At 45.8% G+C, this 16,751-nt stretch carries 18 protein-coding genes and 1 tRNA gene; 13 read left to right on the plus strand and 6 right to left on the minus strand.

Annotated elements, in window-relative coordinates:
• Both QZ176_RS06295 and QZ176_RS06300 read right to left on the minus strand, forming a co-directional pair.
• A complete protein-coding gene (locus tag QZ176_RS06295; RefSeq protein WP_295152062.1) occupies positions 1–1,242 on the minus strand; it encodes an ArsS family sensor histidine kinase in 1,242 nt (413 codons plus the stop codon).
• Between the two features lie 492 nt (positions 1,243–1,734).
• Positions 1,735–2,412, minus strand: coding sequence for a response regulator transcription factor (locus QZ176_RS06300; protein WP_005870247.1), 678 nt, complete (start codon positions 2,410–2,412; stop codon positions 1,735–1,737).
• A 326-nt stretch (positions 2,413–2,738) separates the two neighbouring features.
• Here QZ176_RS06300 and QZ176_RS06305 point away from each other — a divergent pair, with 326 nt between their 5' ends.
• The 5 genes from QZ176_RS06305 (at position 2,739) to QZ176_RS06325 (ending at position 5,762) form a co-directional block, all read left to right on the plus strand.
• The gene (locus QZ176_RS06305; RefSeq protein ID WP_291937435.1) at positions 2,739–3,035 is read left to right on the plus strand and encodes an HU family DNA-binding protein; all 297 of its coding nucleotides are present in this window, start codon (positions 2,739–2,741) and stop codon (positions 3,033–3,035) included.
• 71 nt (positions 3,036–3,106) lie between these two features.
• Positions 3,107–3,193: transfer RNA gene (locus QZ176_RS06310), tRNA-Leu, on the plus strand.
• A gap of 115 nt (positions 3,194–3,308) precedes the next feature.
• The gene (locus tag QZ176_RS06315) at positions 3,309–4,742 is read left to right on the plus strand and encodes an acetyl-CoA carboxylase subunit A (protein WP_295152064.1); all 1,434 of its coding nucleotides are present in this window, start codon (positions 3,309–3,311) and stop codon (positions 4,740–4,742) included.
• A gap of 8 nt (positions 4,743–4,750) precedes the next feature.
• Positions 4,751–5,035, plus strand: a complete 285-nt coding sequence (locus QZ176_RS06320; RefSeq protein WP_295152066.1) for a hypothetical protein — start codon at positions 4,751–4,753, stop codon at positions 5,033–5,035.
• Entirely contained in the window at positions 5,028–5,762 is a 735-nt protein-coding gene (locus QZ176_RS06325; RefSeq protein ID WP_295152068.1) for an arginyltransferase, read from the plus strand. Before QZ176_RS06320 ends, QZ176_RS06325 begins: the two co-directional genes overlap by 8 nt.
• A 457-nt stretch (positions 5,763–6,219) precedes the next feature.
• Here the strand turns inward: QZ176_RS06325 and QZ176_RS06330 are convergent, their stop codons facing one another.
• The 4 genes from QZ176_RS06330 to QZ176_RS06345 form a co-directional block, all read right to left on the minus strand.
• Entirely contained in the window at positions 6,220–7,038 is an 819-nt protein-coding gene (locus QZ176_RS06330; RefSeq protein ID WP_295152070.1) for an ATP-binding protein, read from the minus strand.
• Positions 7,039–7,990: 952 nt separating this feature from the next.
• Positions 7,991–8,713 (minus strand): LPS export ABC transporter ATP-binding protein, encoded by a 723-nt coding sequence (gene lptB, locus QZ176_RS06335; RefSeq protein ID WP_295152072.1) that lies wholly within the window; start codon positions 8,711–8,713, stop codon positions 7,991–7,993.
• Positions 8,706–9,113 (minus strand): tRNA (adenosine(37)-N6)-threonylcarbamoyltransferase complex ATPase subunit type 1 TsaE, encoded by a 408-nt coding sequence (gene tsaE / locus QZ176_RS06340; RefSeq protein WP_295152074.1) that lies wholly within the window; start codon positions 9,111–9,113, stop codon positions 8,706–8,708. The genes lptB and tsaE overlap by 8 nt, the downstream gene beginning before the upstream one ends.
• Complete coding sequence (locus QZ176_RS06345) at positions 9,097–9,342, minus strand: S4 domain-containing protein (protein ID WP_295152076.1); 246 nt, start codon at positions 9,340–9,342, stop codon at positions 9,097–9,099. Before QZ176_RS06345 ends, tsaE begins: the two co-directional genes overlap by 17 nt.
• A gap of 88 nt (positions 9,343–9,430) precedes the next feature.
• Between QZ176_RS06345 and QZ176_RS06350 the strand changes: the two genes are divergently transcribed.
• From QZ176_RS06350 to QZ176_RS06385, 8 genes are all read left to right on the plus strand, one after another.
• Positions 9,431–10,651 (plus strand): argininosuccinate synthase, encoded by a 1,221-nt coding sequence (locus QZ176_RS06350; RefSeq protein WP_295152078.1) that lies wholly within the window; start codon positions 9,431–9,433, stop codon positions 10,649–10,651.
• A complete protein-coding gene (locus tag QZ176_RS06355; protein WP_295152080.1) occupies positions 10,652–10,795 on the plus strand; it encodes a hypothetical protein in 144 nt (47 codons plus the stop codon). It begins immediately after the preceding gene.
• Between the two features lie 29 nt (positions 10,796–10,824).
• Complete coding sequence (gene rplI / locus QZ176_RS06360) at positions 10,825–11,268, plus strand: 50S ribosomal protein L9 (protein ID WP_295152082.1); 444 nt, start codon at positions 10,825–10,827, stop codon at positions 11,266–11,268.
• Entirely contained in the window at positions 11,261–11,809 is a 549-nt protein-coding gene (gene hslV, locus QZ176_RS06365) for an ATP-dependent protease subunit HslV (protein WP_295152083.1), read from the plus strand. Before rplI ends, hslV begins: the two co-directional genes overlap by 8 nt.
• On the plus strand, positions 11,806–13,125 hold the full coding sequence (gene hslU, locus QZ176_RS06370) for an HslU--HslV peptidase ATPase subunit (RefSeq protein ID WP_295152085.1): 1,320 nt from the start codon (positions 11,806–11,808) through the stop codon (positions 13,123–13,125). Before hslV ends, hslU begins: the two co-directional genes overlap by 4 nt.
• 508 nt (positions 13,126–13,633) lie before the next feature.
• On the plus strand, positions 13,634–14,503 hold the full coding sequence (gene era / locus QZ176_RS06375; RefSeq protein ID WP_295152087.1) for a GTPase Era: 870 nt from the start codon (positions 13,634–13,636) through the stop codon (positions 14,501–14,503).
• Between the two features lie 62 nt (positions 14,504–14,565).
• A complete protein-coding gene (locus tag QZ176_RS06380; RefSeq protein ID WP_295152089.1) occupies positions 14,566–16,083 on the plus strand; it encodes a hypothetical protein in 1,518 nt (505 codons plus the stop codon).
• Complete coding sequence (locus QZ176_RS06385) at positions 16,083–16,736, plus strand: hypothetical protein (RefSeq protein ID WP_295152091.1); 654 nt, start codon at positions 16,083–16,085, stop codon at positions 16,734–16,736. The genes QZ176_RS06380 and QZ176_RS06385 overlap by 1 nt, the downstream gene beginning before the upstream one ends.
• Positions 16,737–16,751: the final 15 nt, after the last annotated feature.

The raw sequence follows: 16,751 nt of genomic DNA on the forward strand, positions 1-16,751 counted from the left end.
TCATAACGCAGCTATCTTTTCGATCCCCTCGAAATAAAAGACGTTTAGCTCATCCTGTCTGCGGTAGAGGAATTTTAGTCCGTGCGCCTTGGCGATATTATCGACGATGTAGAGCCCCAGGCCGAAGCTTTGCTTAGCGTTCGTGCCCTTGACGAAGGCCTCTTTGTAGTAGCTAAAGTCCTTCTGCAGCGGCTCGCCGAGCGTTATGAAGTCCATCGTCTCGGCGTCTAAGCGGATTAAAATTTTACCGTCTGCGGCGTATTTGACGGCGTTGTCGATTAAATTTTTCACCGCGACGCAAAAGAGCTTCAGATCTACGTTTAAGCTCAGGCCTAGCGGATTTTGCAGCGTTACACAGCCGGGCTCGATCATCGCGATACTAAGCGCTTCTTTTAAAATTTCATCCATGGGAAAAATTCCGCATTCGCCTAGTGCCGTGCCCGCAGTCGCGCGCTCGACCGCCGCAAATTCGTTGATTAGGCTCTCCAACCGCTCAAAGACCGAGATGAGGCGCTCTTGATTTTTGCCGTGCTCGATCATCTCAACGGCGATGCGACCCTTTGTGATGGGGGTTTTGAGCTCGTGCATTATGTTTCGCAAAAACAGATGGCGCGATTCGTTAAGCTTGTTTATCTGCGTGACCGCCTCGTAAAATGCGTGCGAAACCTCGGAAATTTCGTCGTTTCCTACGCTTACGTCCTTGATCTGAAGATCGCCTTTAGCAAATTTATCGATCTGGCGTTTGAGCTTGCGAAGGGGGCGAATTTTGCGGATGATGAAGATATACGCAAGCAGGATGATCACCAAAATGACGCCGTAGATCGCCTTGAAAATATCGTAGCGGTAGGGCTGATACTCCTTGTCATTTAAAAGCCGCGTCTCGCCCGCGTGCGTGATTTTTAGATAGTGCTTACGTTTAAAAAGCAGGATATCAGCAGAGCCGATGTCTGCGGAGATACTGTCTAAAATTTCAGCGCCTTTGATGATCTCATCGCGTTTGGCTTCATCGCGGATCGTCGAAAACTCGAAATTCGCGACCTGGCGGTCGTATTCGACATCGCTGATGAGCTTGCTCATCTGATATAGGTTCGCGCGCGCAACGATGGAGTATTTGGAGTTTAGTTCACGGGTGTAGTTTTGCTGATCGTAGCCGATGAGCCAGAGTAGGGCGAGCGAAACGCCCACAGCGGCGAGTGCGAAGATGAACGTGATGGTGTAAAAAATCGATGATCTTACTTTCATTAAATTTATATGATCCTTAAATTTTTAAAATTTCAAAGCTTTTAAGCTGCTGGCTTACTTTGGCTTTGGCGCGCAGACCGGCTTGCCCTGCTTTAAATTTACGGCGCGATTTAAAGGCACGGTGCGTAAATTTTAAAATTTCACCGCAAAGCAGGGCGCTTTTAAGCTTTTGAGCTGCGCCGCTTTAAATTTTAAAATTTACCCTTTCGCTGCCCTGGGCTCTGTTTTTTATGGCTCGTTCTTGCCCGCAGCGCCAAATTTTGCCGAAATTTACAACGATTAAATTTCACGCCCATTTAAAAATCGCACGCCAAATTTATAACTATAAAATTTTATCGTAAAATTTTAACGCTTCAGTTGCGGCGCCTTAAATTTAAACGGCAAGATCGCGCGGAACGGCTTGCGATTTCAGTTTCTCCGCGCAGGCATCTATTAAATTTAGAGCCACGAGCGGCTAAATTCTATCGCACCGCCCGTCCGGCGCAAGTGCGCTCATTGTATCAGCTTATAGCCTACGCCGCGGATAGCATGAATGTAGCTGGGCGCCTTGGACGTTTCGCCAAGCTTTAAGCGGATGCGGCCGATGATGACGTCGATGCTTTTGCTCGAGGATTCCTCGCTTATGGAGCTGCAGTTGTAGATGAGCTCCTCGCGGGTGATCGCGCCGCCTTCCTTTTTGATGAGATACGAAAGCACGTCGTATTCGGCGATGGTGAGCGATAGTGGCTGTCCTTTGAAGCTGATAACGTGGCGGAAATCATCCACTTCGAGGTCTTTTTTTGGCTTTGCGGCGCGCTGAATGGAGTTTATGTCGTAGCGCTCGATGTGGCGCTTGATGCGCGCCAAAAGCTCTTGCGGATTATAAGGCTTTGGCAGATAATCGTCCGCGCCGAAATCAAAAGCGTTGATCTTGTCGGTCAGATCGTGGCGGGCGCTTGAGATTATGATCGGTATATCGGTATTTTTGCGGATCTCTTTGCAGACCTCAAGCCCATCCATCCCAGGAAGCGTGAGATCTAAAATCACGAGGTTGAAATTTTCTAAATTTAGCTTGGAAAGTCCCAAAAACGGATCGTCCGCGACGGTGATATCGATATCGTATTGCTGCAGATATTCGCTTAAAATTTCGGCGAGTTCTAAATCATCCTCTATCATTAAAATTTTAGTCATAAAAAACCTTTGAAATTTTGCGCGGATTATAACAAAATATAGTTTATATATTTTAAAGCGGCGCGCTGGGACGAAATTTTATAAAAATGAGGCGAGAAGGGGTAAAATCTTGAAATTTTTTGAAATCTGGCAAAATTTCAAAAATAAGCTCCAAAAATATGGCGAAATTTTAAAATTTAAAGAAGCAAAATCTGAAAAATTGACGAATTTGGGCTAAATTCGGCTAAATTTTGCCGATTTTTGCGTTTTTTTCTTAAAAAACTATTGTATTTTTTGCGAAACTATTGTAGAATACCGCCCAAACCACTTTATTTTAAAGGATTAGCATGAAAAAAGCTGATTTTATCCAGGTAGTTGCCGATAAGGCAGGTCTTTCTAAAAAAGATACCGTTAAGGTAGTAGATTCTGCACTTGAGGCTATCAAAGAGCTTTTGGTAAAAGGTGATGACATAAGCTTCATCGGCTTCGGATCTTTCGGTATTGCAGAGCGTGCAGCTCGCGAGGGTAAAGTTCCTGGCACAAACAGAACTTACAAATCTCCTGCCACTAAAGTAGTAAAATTTAAAGTCGGCAAACAGCTAAAAGAGGCTGTTGCAGCTGCAAAAGGCAAGAAGAAAAAATAATTTTCTTGCTCCAAGCCCCGTCTTCGGGGCTTATCTTTTTTAAATTTATACAATCAAAACTTTTTTAAAATGCCCGAGTGGTGAAATTGGTAGACGCACCAGACTCAAAATCTGGCGAGGGCGACCTCGTGTCGGTTCGATTCCGACCTCGGGCACCATAAATATTCTTTAAATTTTATCCGTAATTTCAACCGCCTTTTGCAAATTTCAACTTGCTATAAAATTTTTTATACTATTATTACCGCGGTATTTTTTTAAAAGAGGCAATTATTTATGATACGTAAAATTCTTATCGCTAATCGCGGCGAGATCGCGGTTCGCATCATTAGGGCCTGCAGAGATCTGCATATTAAAAGCGTCGCGATCTATACCAAACCCGACATCGATTGCTTGCACGTAAAAATCGCCGATGAGGCCTACGAAGTAAGCGCGGACGCGCTAAAAGGCTATCTGGATGCCAAAAAGATCGTCGAAGTCGCCAAAGAGTGTGGCGCTGATGCGATACATCCTGGATACGGCTTTTTGAGCGAGAATTTTGACTTTGCAAGAGAGGTCGAGGACGCGGGGATCATCTTTATCGGCCCAAAACCCGACGTTATCCGAAAAATGGGCAACAAAAACATCGCTCGCTACTTGATGCGCAAAAACGGCATTCCGATCGTGCCAGGCACCGAAAAGTTAAATCACGAGAGCATGGATACGATCAAAAAATATGCGCGCGAGATCGGCTATCCCGTGATTTTAAAGGCTAGCGGCGGCGGCGGCGGACGCGGTATCCGCGAGGTGTGGGAAGAGAAAGATATGGAAAGCGCCTACGATTCGTGCACGAGGGAAGCGAAAACATTTTTTAACAACGATGAAATTTTTATGGAAAAACTCGTCGTCAAGCCGCGCCACATCGAGTTTCAGATCATCGGCGATAATTACGGCAACATCATTCATCTATGCGAGCGCGATTGTTCTATCCAGCGCCGCCACCAAAAGATTATCGAAATTGCGCCGTGTCCCTCGATAAGCGAACATCTACGTAAAACGATGGGTACGACCGCAGTCGCTGCAGCAAAAGCGGTGAATTATACCAACGTCGGCACGGTGGAATTTTTGCTTGATGATTACAACAACTTCTATTTTATGGAGATGAATACCCGTATCCAGGTCGAGCACGGCATTACTGAGGAGGTCACGGGCGTCGATCTCGTCGTGCGCCAGATCCGCATCGCAAACGGCGAAATTTTAGAGCTTGAGCAAAGCGATATTAAGCCGCACGGCTACGCGATCGAGGCGCGTATTACCTCCGAAAACGTCTGGAAAAATTTCACCCCGGTTCCCGGCACCGTTAGCGATTATTATCCTGCACTAGGTCCCTCCGTGCGCGTCGATAGCCATATCTACAAGGGTTATAAAATTCCGCCGTTTTACGACTCGCTTCTAGCCAAGCTCATCATCAAAACCACCGACTACGACCTGGCCGTCAATAAGCTAGAGCGCGCGCTGAAGGAGTTTCGCATCGAGGGAGTGCGTACGATCATTCCGTTTTTGCTCAGCATCAGCAAGTCGCGCGAGTTCCGACTCGGCTTTTTCGACACGAGTTATGTAGAAAAAAATTTAGACAAAATTTTAGAAAACACTATGGACGATATGCAGCCGAATAAAAACGAAGCGATCGCCGCTATAATCGCTACGATGCGCAAATCGGCGCGGATTTAGGAAAGAGCATGGATTTTTTAGATAGCCTAAAAGATATAAAAAAGGATATGCTTAAGGACAAATCGGCAAGCTCCGCACCCAAAAAGCCTAAAAAGAGGGATTCAAATCGCGACGAGTTTAAAGATATTTTCAGAGATGATGATTCGAGTTCGCAAAGCGAAAGCGGCTTAGACGGCGCCGCGGATGGGGAATTCGACGTAGCCAAAGAGAGTATCGCCGCACGCGAAAATCGCCTCAAAGACGAGTTTTTAAAATACGTGGACGCGGCAAACATCAAAAAGCTGAATGACTGAAATTCCATTTTGCACGCTGGATTTTGCCTGCCCTTATCTGGACGGCAGAGCCGCGCGCAGCGAATATCTCTACATAAAAGACTGCGACTTTGAGTATAATTCAAGCTTAGTGCAGCACGGCTACCGCCGCTTCGGCAGGTATTTTCAAAAGCCCATTTGCGCAGCCTGTGCGGAGTGCAAAAGCCTACGCATCGATGCCGCAAATTTTAAATTTAGCAGATCGCACCGCCGCGTCTATAAAAAAAATCGCACGACCGCCTATGTATGGCAATCTCGCCCGCTTTTAAACGATGCACGTTTAGAGCTTTTCGCGCTTTATCACGACTATATGCATCTAAAAAAGGGCTGGCCTCTGCAAGAGATCGATTTTGAGCGATATGATGAAATTTACGTCCAGGGTCACGGCGACTTCGGTAAAGAAATTTCTTACTACGGCGAGGACGGGCGGCTTATCTGTGTCGATCTCATCGATATCGTGCATGACGGCATCAGCTCGGTGTATTGCTACTACGATCCGTATCTGCCGCATCTAAGTCTGGGTAAATTTTCGCTTTTAAAACAGATCGAGTTCGCCCAAGATCTGGGGCTGCGCTGGATCTATCTAGGCTACGCGGTGAAGCAGTGTCCAAGCCTAGCGTATAAATTTAGCTACGAGCCGTATGAAATTTTAAGCTCATACGTAGAGCTTGACGTCCCCGCCGTGTGGGAGGGGTGCGTAGAGAGGTAGGTTCCACGCGCGGGCGCTCCGAACAGCCTAGACATACGCTCTGCATAAAAAGGTAGATTTCGCACGCCTTTACAGCGACAGCGCGCAGGAGTCAATATCGTGTCGCCCCGTAGAATTCGCTCGCGCGCAGATACGACGAGGTATGTTAAAAGCGCGCCTCGGCGTTAAATCTCGCGCTATGAGTCTTCAAGGCTTTTGAATTGCAGCGGGCGTTAAAATTTACGCTGAAATTTCGCGTTACTCGGCCTACGAAAATATCCGCAGCGATGGAATTTAAAAGGAGGGCAGATGGATTTTCAAATTTTACGGCAGGATCGGCATTTGCGTGTCACAAGACGGCATGTGCGGCTTTTGAGTGCGCGCGAAAAAGGGCGATTAGTTTTGGCATCGTAGCGACTAGCTTCGGTTCTCTAGCGGATACCCGCCGCGCAAGCGGCGGAGCAAAAAAGAGGCTGATTCAAGGCAAATTTATCAGCCCCACCTTGTTTTCCAGCGTTTTTGGGATCAATAAAACTTTGCCGTCGCTTGAGATGTCCGCAGGTCTTTGCATCGCGCCGAGGTTTATTTTGCGTATCTGTCCGTTTGCATCGATACGCCAAATTTTACCGCTTAAAAGGTCCTCGCCCCAGTCGCTGATTAAAATTTCGCCGTTTTTTCCGCGCGCTATGCCGTAGAAAACCCCCTTCATATCGGCAAAGATCGAAATTTCGCGGGATTTCAGATCCATGCTTAGCACGCGCCCCGAAACCTTTCCACTAAGATCGAATGTAGTGATCAAAAGCTTGTCGCCTTTAGCCAAAAGTCCGTTTGGGCTACCTAGCGATGGATTGATGCGTGCGAACTCATCCGCAGTGCGCGAGAGCAAGTCGATGCGCCAGATCGTCCCACGCGCGGGATCGCTTGCGAGTAAAACCTCGCTGCCGAGCGCTACGACGTCGTTTAAGGCCTGTGCTCCCTCGATTTTTAGATTGAAAACCTCCTGGCTTTTGGCAAAACCCCTGATCGTATCGATATCGCAGACATAAAGCACGTCCGCGATCTGCGCCATTCCGCCCGGATTTACCAGATCGTCTATAAAATTTGTCTCAACAACATTGGAATTTTTTACTATGCGGCTGATGAAGCCGTCGCGCTCTTGTGGATCTTCACTGCTGCCGCGATTTGCGATGTAAAAAGCGTCATCGGTAATGAGCGAACCACTAGGTGCGCTAAATCCGTCGATCTCTAGGCCAAAAAGCGCGCCCACCAAGGCGCACAAAAGTAGAACTTTTTTCATAATCTCTCCTTGATCTCGCCAAAATTTTAAGAATTTTAAAATTTTAAGGGAAGCGACGAGTGCCGGGTTAAAATTTTAAAATTCGCAGCGAGCTTTAAGATGAGCGAAATTTAAACCCGCAGAACAAATAAAAGCGCAATTTTAATTAAACAAGGCGGCTTGATCGGCAAAATTCTAGCGGGTTGGAAGGCCTTGCTTCGCGCGTCGCTTTTAATTTGATGCGTCGAAGCCGAAGCGAGTAGGTTTTGTGCGCTTTGGCTTACGCCGCCGCTCGCGGAATTGCGCAGTGAAATTTAAGCCGTATCGCGCAACTGCAGGCGTCTCGCATACGTAATTTATTTAGGCTGTTGCTTTAAAATTTTAATTCTACGAGCGGATATTCTTTTGCAAATTGTGGGCGTGATTTTGGTGCGCAGATGAAAGCGTTACGTTTAAAGACGTCTCACGCTTTAAAATTTGATTTAATTTAAACAAAGTGTGATTAAAATGCGATTTAAATTTTATGTACCACGGGTGTAAAATTTCGGTCGTAAAAGCGAGTCTGTAGCAAAAAATTATTTAAAATTTGCAGTGTACAAAACGCCTTTTGAAATTTAAAAACGAGCCCGAGGCGCACTTCAAAAATTGATGCGTGAGATTTAGATGCCGAGTTTAAATCTCGCCGTCATAACTATTTCAAAATTTAAAGCACAAAATTCAAACCGTACCGAGATGCGCCCCGTGCCGAAGCGCTACGCATCAAAATTTAATATGTAAATTCAAACGGGCGCGAAATTCTTGCGCGCCGAGGCTTTACGGGCTTTAAAATTTTAATGCGCAAAATTTTAGATCAAGCGGCATCTGCGTGACTAGCTGCGGCTGCTCGCTTGAAATTTAAATCGCAGAACTTAAATTATAGAATTTAACCGCGCGCGCCGAGGGGGGGCTAAAAATCTAAAACGCCTTTGCCGGCTTAGATGCTAAAATCCTCGCCGAGGTAGAATTTGCGGACATTAGGATCGTTAGCTATCTCTTTTGCGGTGCCGCCGGCGAACAGCTCGCCGTCTTTGATGACGTAGGCACGGTCGCAGATCGCAAGCGTTTCGCGGACATTGTGATCGGTGATGAGCACGCCGATGCCAAGATCGCTTAAATCGCGCACGATGCTTTGGATATCGTTAACGGCGATCGGATCGACGCCCGCAAACGGCTCATCTAAAAGTAGAAATTTCGGCGTTATCATTAGGCTTCGCGCGATTTCGCAGCGCCTACGCTCGCCGCCGCTTAGGCTCACGCCTTTGCGCAATCTGATCGGCTCGATGTTGAGTAGATTTAGCATCTCATCGACCTTTTGCGAAGCTTCGGCCTTGTTTTTATAGGTGATCTCCGCGGCGAGCATTAAATTTTCTTCAACGCTAAGCTCCTTAAAGATGCTGCTTTCTTGTGGCAGGTAGCCGATGCCGAGCTTAGCGCGCTTATGAAGTGGAACCTTTGCGATGCTATTTTCATTAAGCAAGATATCGCCATCGCTAGCGCTTATCAGCCCGCAGATCATATAAAACGTCGTGGTTTTGCCCGCTCCGTTGGGCCCTAGCAGCCCCACGATCTCGCCATTGTAAAGCTCTAGCGAGATTCCTTTGATGATCGGAGTGCCTTTTATGGTTTTTTTTAGACTCCTGACTTCCAGTTTATGCATAGCTTACCTCGTATTTTCGCCCTTGCGTGTGTGGCGTGATCCTCACTACGCAAAAATCAAGCTCATATTTTTTAAGTAAATTTATCAAATTTTCATCCGCCCATTCAATCAGATGAAGCCCCTCTTCAAATAAATTTTCAAATAGTCCGTTTTTTAAAATCCCCTCACAGCCGCCGTTATAGATGTCGTAATGATAAATTTCGCCGTAGTTTTGCATGATCGAAAATGTCGGCGAGCTCACGTGCTCGTCTAACCCATGCGCCCGCACGATCGCGCGCGCAAGCGTCGTTTTGCCGCTGGCAAGATCGCCGATTAGCAATATTATGCCGCTTTTTGGCAGAGCCTGCACGAGGCGTGAAATTTCATCCTCGCCGCAGATGAGTTCAAAGCTCTTGGACATACTTTGCTTGCTCGCTTTTGGGCGTATTTTTCGCGCTAGGAAAGGCTAGGACCTTAAAGCTTTGCTTCCTATCCAAAAAGCTTATGGTGATTACATCGCCGATTTTAAGCTCTTTGGCGGGCTTTGCCACGACGCCGTTTACGGCTACGACGCCGCTTTTGCACATATCTTCGCTGATGGCGCGCCGCTTGGTGATATTGACTGCGTTTAAAAATTTATCAATTCTCATAAACGTGAGTTTAGCGATATTTGCCTTAAAAGCAACTATTAAACTATTTTTGGTAGAATTTCGCCAAATTTTACGTAAAGGATTTGAGATGGCAAAAGATGTAAAAAAGGTCGTTTTGGCGTATTCGGGAGGACTAGATACGAGCATTATTTTAAAGTGGCTCGGCGATACTTACGGCTGCGATGTGGTGACTTTCACCGCAGATATCGGTCAGAACGAGGATTTGGAGCCGATCAAAAACAAAGCTGTGAAACTAGGCATCAAAAAGGAAAATATCTTCGTAGAGGATCTGCGCGAGGAATTTGTGCGCGATTACGTGTTCCCGATGTTTCGCGCAAATGCCGTTTATGAGGGCGAGTATCTTTTGGGCACATCGATCGCGCGCCCGTTAATTGCTAAAAAACTAGTCGAAATTGCGAAAAAAACCGGCGCGGACGCCGTAAGCCACGGCGCGACCGGTAAGGGAAACGACCAAGTCCGCTTCGAGCTTGGCGCATACGCGCTAAATCCCGATATTAAGGTGATTGCGCCATGGAGGCTGTGGGATCTAAACTCTCGCGAGAAGCTGCTTGCTTACGCTAAGAAAAACGGCATCGATATCGCCTCAAAGCCCGGCAAGTCGCCGTATTCGATGGATGCGAATATCCTTCACATCTCCTACGAGGGCTTGGTGCTGGAAGATCCCGCCCATGCGCCTGAGGAGGATATGTGGCGATGGACCGTAAGCCCTAAAAATGCGCCCGATAAGAGCGAGATTATCGAGATCGAATACGAACGCGGCGATCCCGTAAAGCTAAACGGCAAGGCACTTAAGCCGCACGAGATGCTGGCAGCACTTAACGAGCTCGGCGCTAAAAACGGCATCGGTAGGCTCGATCTAGTAGAAAATCGCTACGTCGGCATGAAGAGCCACGGCTGCTACGAAACTCCGGGCGGCACGATCATGCTAAAGGCTCACCGCGCGATTGAGAGCATCACGCTAGATCGCGGCGCGGCGCATCTAAAAGACGATCTAATGCCGCGCTACGCCGAGCTTATCTACAACGGCTTTTGGTTCAGCCCGGAGCGCTTGCTGCTTCAAGAGCTGATAAACAAATCCCAAGAGCACGTAAACGGCAAGGTTAAGCTAGAGCTTTATAAGGGCAACGTGACCGTGCTGGGCAGGGAAAGCAAGAGCGATAGTTTGTTTAATACCGATTTCGTAACGTTTGAAGAGGACAAGGTTTTCAATCAAAAAGACGGCGACGGATTTATCAAACTAAGCGCGCTAAGATTTATCATCGCGGGCAAGAACGGACGCAAGCTTTAGATGAAATTTTGCCGCAGGGCGGGCAGGCAAATTTCACAAAACGAAATTTTAAAATTTATCGTAAAAATGCAAGCGGCTGCGGGCGAATTTCATAAAATTTCACGAAATTTTAGATCCGTCCGCGCCGCCCATAAAATTTTATAAATTTAAAGCTAAATTTAAAAGGATAATGGATGAAAGTATTACTAATAAAAGACGTTAAGGGGCTCGGAAAGGCGGGCGAGGTAAAGGAGGTCAAGGACGGCTACGGCAATAACTTCCTAATCGGCAAAGGCTACGCCAAAGCCGCTACGACTGAGGTTTTGCGTAAATTTGAAGCGGATAAGAAAAAGCAAGCCGAGCTAGAAAAATACGAGGTTGCAAGCTTGCAAAAACTAGCCGAGGAGCTAGCTAAGATCCGCGTAAAGATCGTAAAGCAGACGGGCGAGAGCGGCGCGCTTTTCGGCTCGGTGACCAAAGATGAGATCGCAACCGCGCTAAAAGAGCAAAAAGGGATCGAAATCGATAAGAAAATTTTAGAGACCGAGGCTATCAAAACGACCGGGATCTACGACGTAAATGCCAAGCTAAAGCACGGCATAAGCGCTAAATTTGAGATAGAGGTGGCTAGTGTTTGAAGCGACTACCATTTTAGCCTACAAAGGCGCGAAGGGTTCCGTAATCGGCGGCGACGGGCAGGTTACGTTCGGAAACACCGTCTTGAAGGGCAATGCGACTAAAATTCGAAAGATCGGCAAAGAGGGTAACGTCTTGGCAGGCTTTGCGGGCAGCACCGCCGATGCGTTTAATCTTTTTGATATGTTTGAGAAGTGCTTAGATGGCGCAAAGGGCGATCTTTTAAGGGCCGTGATAGAATTTAGCAAGCAGTGGCGCAAGGATAAGTATCTGCGAAAGCTCGAAGCGATGATGCTGGTGCTGGACCGCAAAAATATCTTTCTACTTAGCGGCACGGGCGATGTGGTAGAGCCGGACGACGGCAAGATCGTGGCGATCGGAAGCGGCGGAAATTATGCTCTTAGCGCGGCGCGAGCTTTGGATAAATTTGCAAGCTTAGACGAAGAGGAGCTCGTAAAGCAAAGCCTTAAAATCGCGGGCGAGATTTGCATTTACACGAACGAAAATATCAAAACATACGCAATTTGGGACGAAAAGAGATGATGACGCCAAAGCAGATCGTAGAAAAACTAGACGAATATATAATTGGACAAAATAGCGCTAAACGCACGATAGCGGTGGCTTTGCGAAATCGCTACCGCAGAATGGCGCTTGAAGATGAGATGAAAAACGAGGTAATGCCAAAAAACATCCTGATGATCGGATCTACCGGCGTAGGTAAGACCGAGATCGCGCGCAGGCTTTCGAAGATGTTCGGACTTCCTTTTATCAAGGTCGAGGCTAGCAAATACACCGAGGTAGGCTTCGTGGGGCGCGACGTGGAGAGCATGGTGCGCGATCTGGCCGCCGCGTCGGTAAATTTAGTGCGCGGCGAGGAATTTGAAAAGAATAAAGACAAGATCGATGATTATATCAAGCGTAAAATTTTAGAAAAAGTCCTTCCGCCGCTTCCGCGCGGAGCGAGTGAGGAGAAGGTCGCAGATTATGAAAAAAGCTACGAAAAGATGGCGGCCAAGCTCGAGCGCGGCGATCTGGACGATCTTAGTATCGAGATCGAAGTAAGCGAAAATGCGCTTGAATCAAATCCGAATTTGCCGCCCGAGATGGCGAATATGCAGGAAAGCTTCATCAAGGTAATCGGAATTTCGACGCGCAAAAGCAAAAAAGAGATGAAGGTCAAAGACGCCAAAGTTGCCCTTAAAAGCGAGGCTAGCGAGAAGGTTCTCGATATGGAGAGCATCAAAGCCGAAGCCGTTAGGCGCGCACAAAACGAGGGTATCATCTTTATCGATGAGATCGATAAGGTGGCGGTCTCAAGCGGCAATAGCGGCAGGCAGGATCCGAGCAAAGAGGGCGTACAGCGCGATCTGCTTCCGATCGTGGAGGGCAGCAGCGTAAGCACGAAATTCGGTAATATCGACACCGATCACATCCTTTTTATCGCCGCGGGCGCCTTTCATATCAGCAAGCCGAGCGATCTCATACCCGAGCTTCAGGGGCGCTTCCCGCTTCGCGTCGAGCTTGACAGCTTAGACGAGGCGGCGCTGTGCGAAATTTTAACCAAGCCAAAAAATTCGCTTCTTAAGCAGTACTCGGCGCTTTTAAAGACTGAGGGAGTGGAGTTAGAATTTAGCGAGGACGGAGTCAAGGCGATCGCGAAATTTGCGGCTAGCACGAACGAAAAGGTCGAGGATATCGGTGCTAGAAGGCTGCATACGATAATGGAAAAGGTGCTTGAGGATATCAGCTTCGAAGCGGATAAGTTTAAAGGGCAAAAGATCGTCGTGGATGAAAAGCTCGTAAGCGAAAAGCTCGCAGACATCGCAAGCGACGAGGATCTGGCGAAATACATTTTATAAGGCGGCGCGGCAGTTACTCTTAGAAAACTACGGAGCCGCGGAATTTTGCGGATAGCGAAAATTATGCGCTCTTAGAATTTGCAAAGCGCTGGAATTTCGGGCGCAAAATGTAGCGGAATTTTAAAATGCGCAGAATTTCGTCCTTTTAAATTTGGCGATGCTTTAAAATTTTAAGTCTGTAAAATTTCTAGGATGATTGAATTCTGCGCGGCGCGGACTATATATAATATAGTCGTGGGATGAAATTTAAAATTTCGCTGCTAGTTTATGAAGCCGCAAAATTTAGGTCGCGCAGAATTTGAAATAGATAAAATTTTGCGCCTAGGCGAGTAAAATTGAGCGCTACCGTGCGGCTTGAAATTTTAAAATTTCACCTGTTTGTGCGGCTTGGAATTTTAAAATTTCGACGCTCGTGCGGAGCTAGTTTGCACAAAACGAGATTTTAGAATTTACCCGCAAGGGCTTAGCGCTGCGGTTGCAAGATAAAATTTATAAATTTAAGGAAAATATGAAAAGCGGATTTGTAACGCTCATCGGGCGGACCAATGCGGGCAAAAGCTCGCTGTTAAACTATCTCTGCGGCGAGAAAATTTCGCTAGTCTCGCATAAAATTAACGCCACGCGCCGTAAGATTAACGGCATCGCGATGAACGGCGCAGATCAGGTGATTTTCACGGACACGCCGGGGCTGCACGAAAGCGCCAAGCTGATGAATAAACTGATGGTCGAAGTAGCGCTCGGAGCGATTGAGGGCTGCGATTTGGTGCTGTTTTTGGCGCCCGTGCACGACGGTACCGCAGAATATGAAAAATTTTTAAATTTAAACCCCAGCACGAAACACATCGTGATTTTAACCAAAATTGACGAAGCAAACGACGAAAAGATCGTGCAAAAGCTGCTGCAATATCAAAAATTTACCGATAAATTCGAAGCGATAATCCCCGTTAGCATCAAAAAAAAGGTCTATAAAAAGCAGGTTTTGGACGAAATTTGTAAAATTCTGCCCGAGCACGAGTACTTTTATGATCCTGAAATTTTAAGCGCTACCAATGAGCGCGAAATTTACCGCGACTTCATACTCGAGGCGATCTTTGAGAGTATGAGCGACGAGATCCCGTATTGCAGCGACGTCGTCATGGAAAAAGTAGTGGAAAAACCCGGTCTGATCTCGGTATATGCGAGGATCATAACGGACACCAATTCACACAAAGAGATGTTGATCGGCAAAAACGGCGAGGCGATAAAGCGGATCGGAATTCGAGCCAAAAAGTTAATTTCAAATTTTTCTAAGGTCAAAATTTACTTAAAATTAACAGTTTTTGTAAAAAAAAGCTGGAAAAATGACGAATTTATGGTGAAAACCGATTTTATCTATTGACATTTTATTTTATTTCTATTAGTATTAGCAGCGTAGAAAATTTCATTTGAAAGTGGAGTGTTATGGCAAAGAATAGTAAAAATGCTAGTTCGATTGTTGCGATTAACAAAGTCACGCAAACCATATTCGGTCTAAGTGAGAATGAAGTTTTCGAGCACGACTTCTCAAAAGCAAATCGTGCGAAGGAAACTTACGTCTCATATATTCCGTATAAGGATATAATGACTGCGACGGTCGAGATAAGCAGATCGGTAGAGGACGCGGATCTTTTAGATGCGATCGTCGTTAAGGTGTATGAGGAGCTGGGGCTTGACACCGCTTTGGATTACAAAATAACTTATAGTGAGGTAATAGGCTCCGGCGACGATAGAATTTTTAACGTCTTCGTCGTGGATAACGCTAAACTCACTTCGGAATTCGATGCGATCGCCGCTAGGACGAACTACATCGATTACGTGGCAATGGCTCCGTTTTTATACGAGGGCTTGTATAATAGAGGCGTCCTAACTCGCGACGGAATCGACTGCTTCATCTACTTGCAGCGCGACGATGCCTTTTTAGTAGTGTATCAAAACGGCGAATATTTTCAATCCCGCCAAGTAAGATACAACCTAAAATTCTTGCATGAAAAATATGTCGAGCTAGTCGGTAGCAGAGTCGATGAAGAGAGCTTTTATAGACTGCTCTCCAAACAGGGAGTAAATTTAGAAAATCCGACCGAACGCGATTATATGATCCAAATTTTTGACGATATGTTTTACTACATCAACGACGTGTTGAACGGTATTAGTAAAATTTACAACGTCAATATTCAAAACGTTTATATCGGAACGGATATCGGTAAAATTCCTGCGATCGAGGTTTTCGTAGAAAATAATCTAAAGCTAAGATACAAGGATTTTAATTTTAACGTTGCAATCAACGCAAAAGATTATCCGCTCACTCAGCTAGATATTTTGATGTTCTTGGTAGGTCAAGATTATTTGGTTACCAAAGACGATGATCACAACTACTCGCCGTTTATGAGACCTCCGCCTTTGACCCAAAGATCAACCGGCAAGCTGATAGGCTATATGCTGCTAGGCTGCTTACTTGGCGCTGTGTATCCTGCGTATAACTTCGGCTATGGATATTATAATAATATGGTAGCTAATGATAAAACTAGCGAATATCAGGGATTAGAAGATCAGATGGTTCCTGCTAGAGCCGAAAGTGCGCGTTTGGATAAAGAGACTAAAGAGGTAAATGCCCAGGCTGCTAAGAGTGGTAAGGAGCTTAACGACAGGCGCGATCTAATTAATGCCATCTTAGATAAGAAAAATAATTACGCTATGAAGGGTGTTTCTATTTTTGAGCTAACCAATATGGTCGTTAAAAATAAGGGTAATATGGTTAGGATCGGTGATGAGAATAGGACTCTAACTGTTCAGGTGCGCACCAAAAACGACAAGCAAATGACCGAGCTTTTAGAGGATATCAGTAAAAAAGAGGTGTATGGCGTGGATACTAAAACAATCGCGCTGCAAGAGGGCAATAAAACCGTCTTTTACGATAGCAACATCAGTGTGGAGGTTAAATAATGAAAAAGAAAAGTTCATTAGATCAACTTGATCAATGGTTTGCCTCCAAGGGAAATAGTGCAAATAACTATTTTTACATAGCTTTGTTGTTTGTAGGTGTGGTAGCTTACTTTATTTTGAGTGGCTATGCGGATCCGTATTTAGAGGAGAGTGAAACAAATCTAAGTACTGCCACGACGAAGCTTGAAGGCGCACAAAGAGAGTATAACGAGTTTTTTGGCGGTGATCCTAAAGCTTTCGTTGATAATAAGCGCAATATCCTCAATGGTGCTAGGACCAACCTTAACAATATTATTGAAGAGCGTGGGTATCTAGACGGCAAGCTAAAAGAAATTTCAAAGCTTACCTATAATGAAAAGAACTGGGCTAAATTTATGGATAGCCTCTCAACGATCGCAGAGAATAACAATATTAAAATTTATGCTATTCATAGCGATAGAAGAGAGCCTAGCATCAAACAAATTTTTCAGCCTGAGGCTTTGCTGGATATAGATGTAAAATTTGAAGGAGCATTTTCGAACGTCCTTAGGTATATCAACCTTATCGAACAATCGGAGATGATCGTAGATGTAAATAAGATGGATATCAATGCCACTAAAAACGGCAAAATCGGTGGAAGCATCGGTATATCTATCTGGGGAGTAAATTACTAATGAAAAAGTTAATTT

Source organism: uncultured Campylobacter sp. (assembly GCF_905373215.1).
Classification (GTDB): domain Bacteria; phylum Campylobacterota; class Campylobacteria; order Campylobacterales; family Campylobacteraceae; genus Campylobacter_B.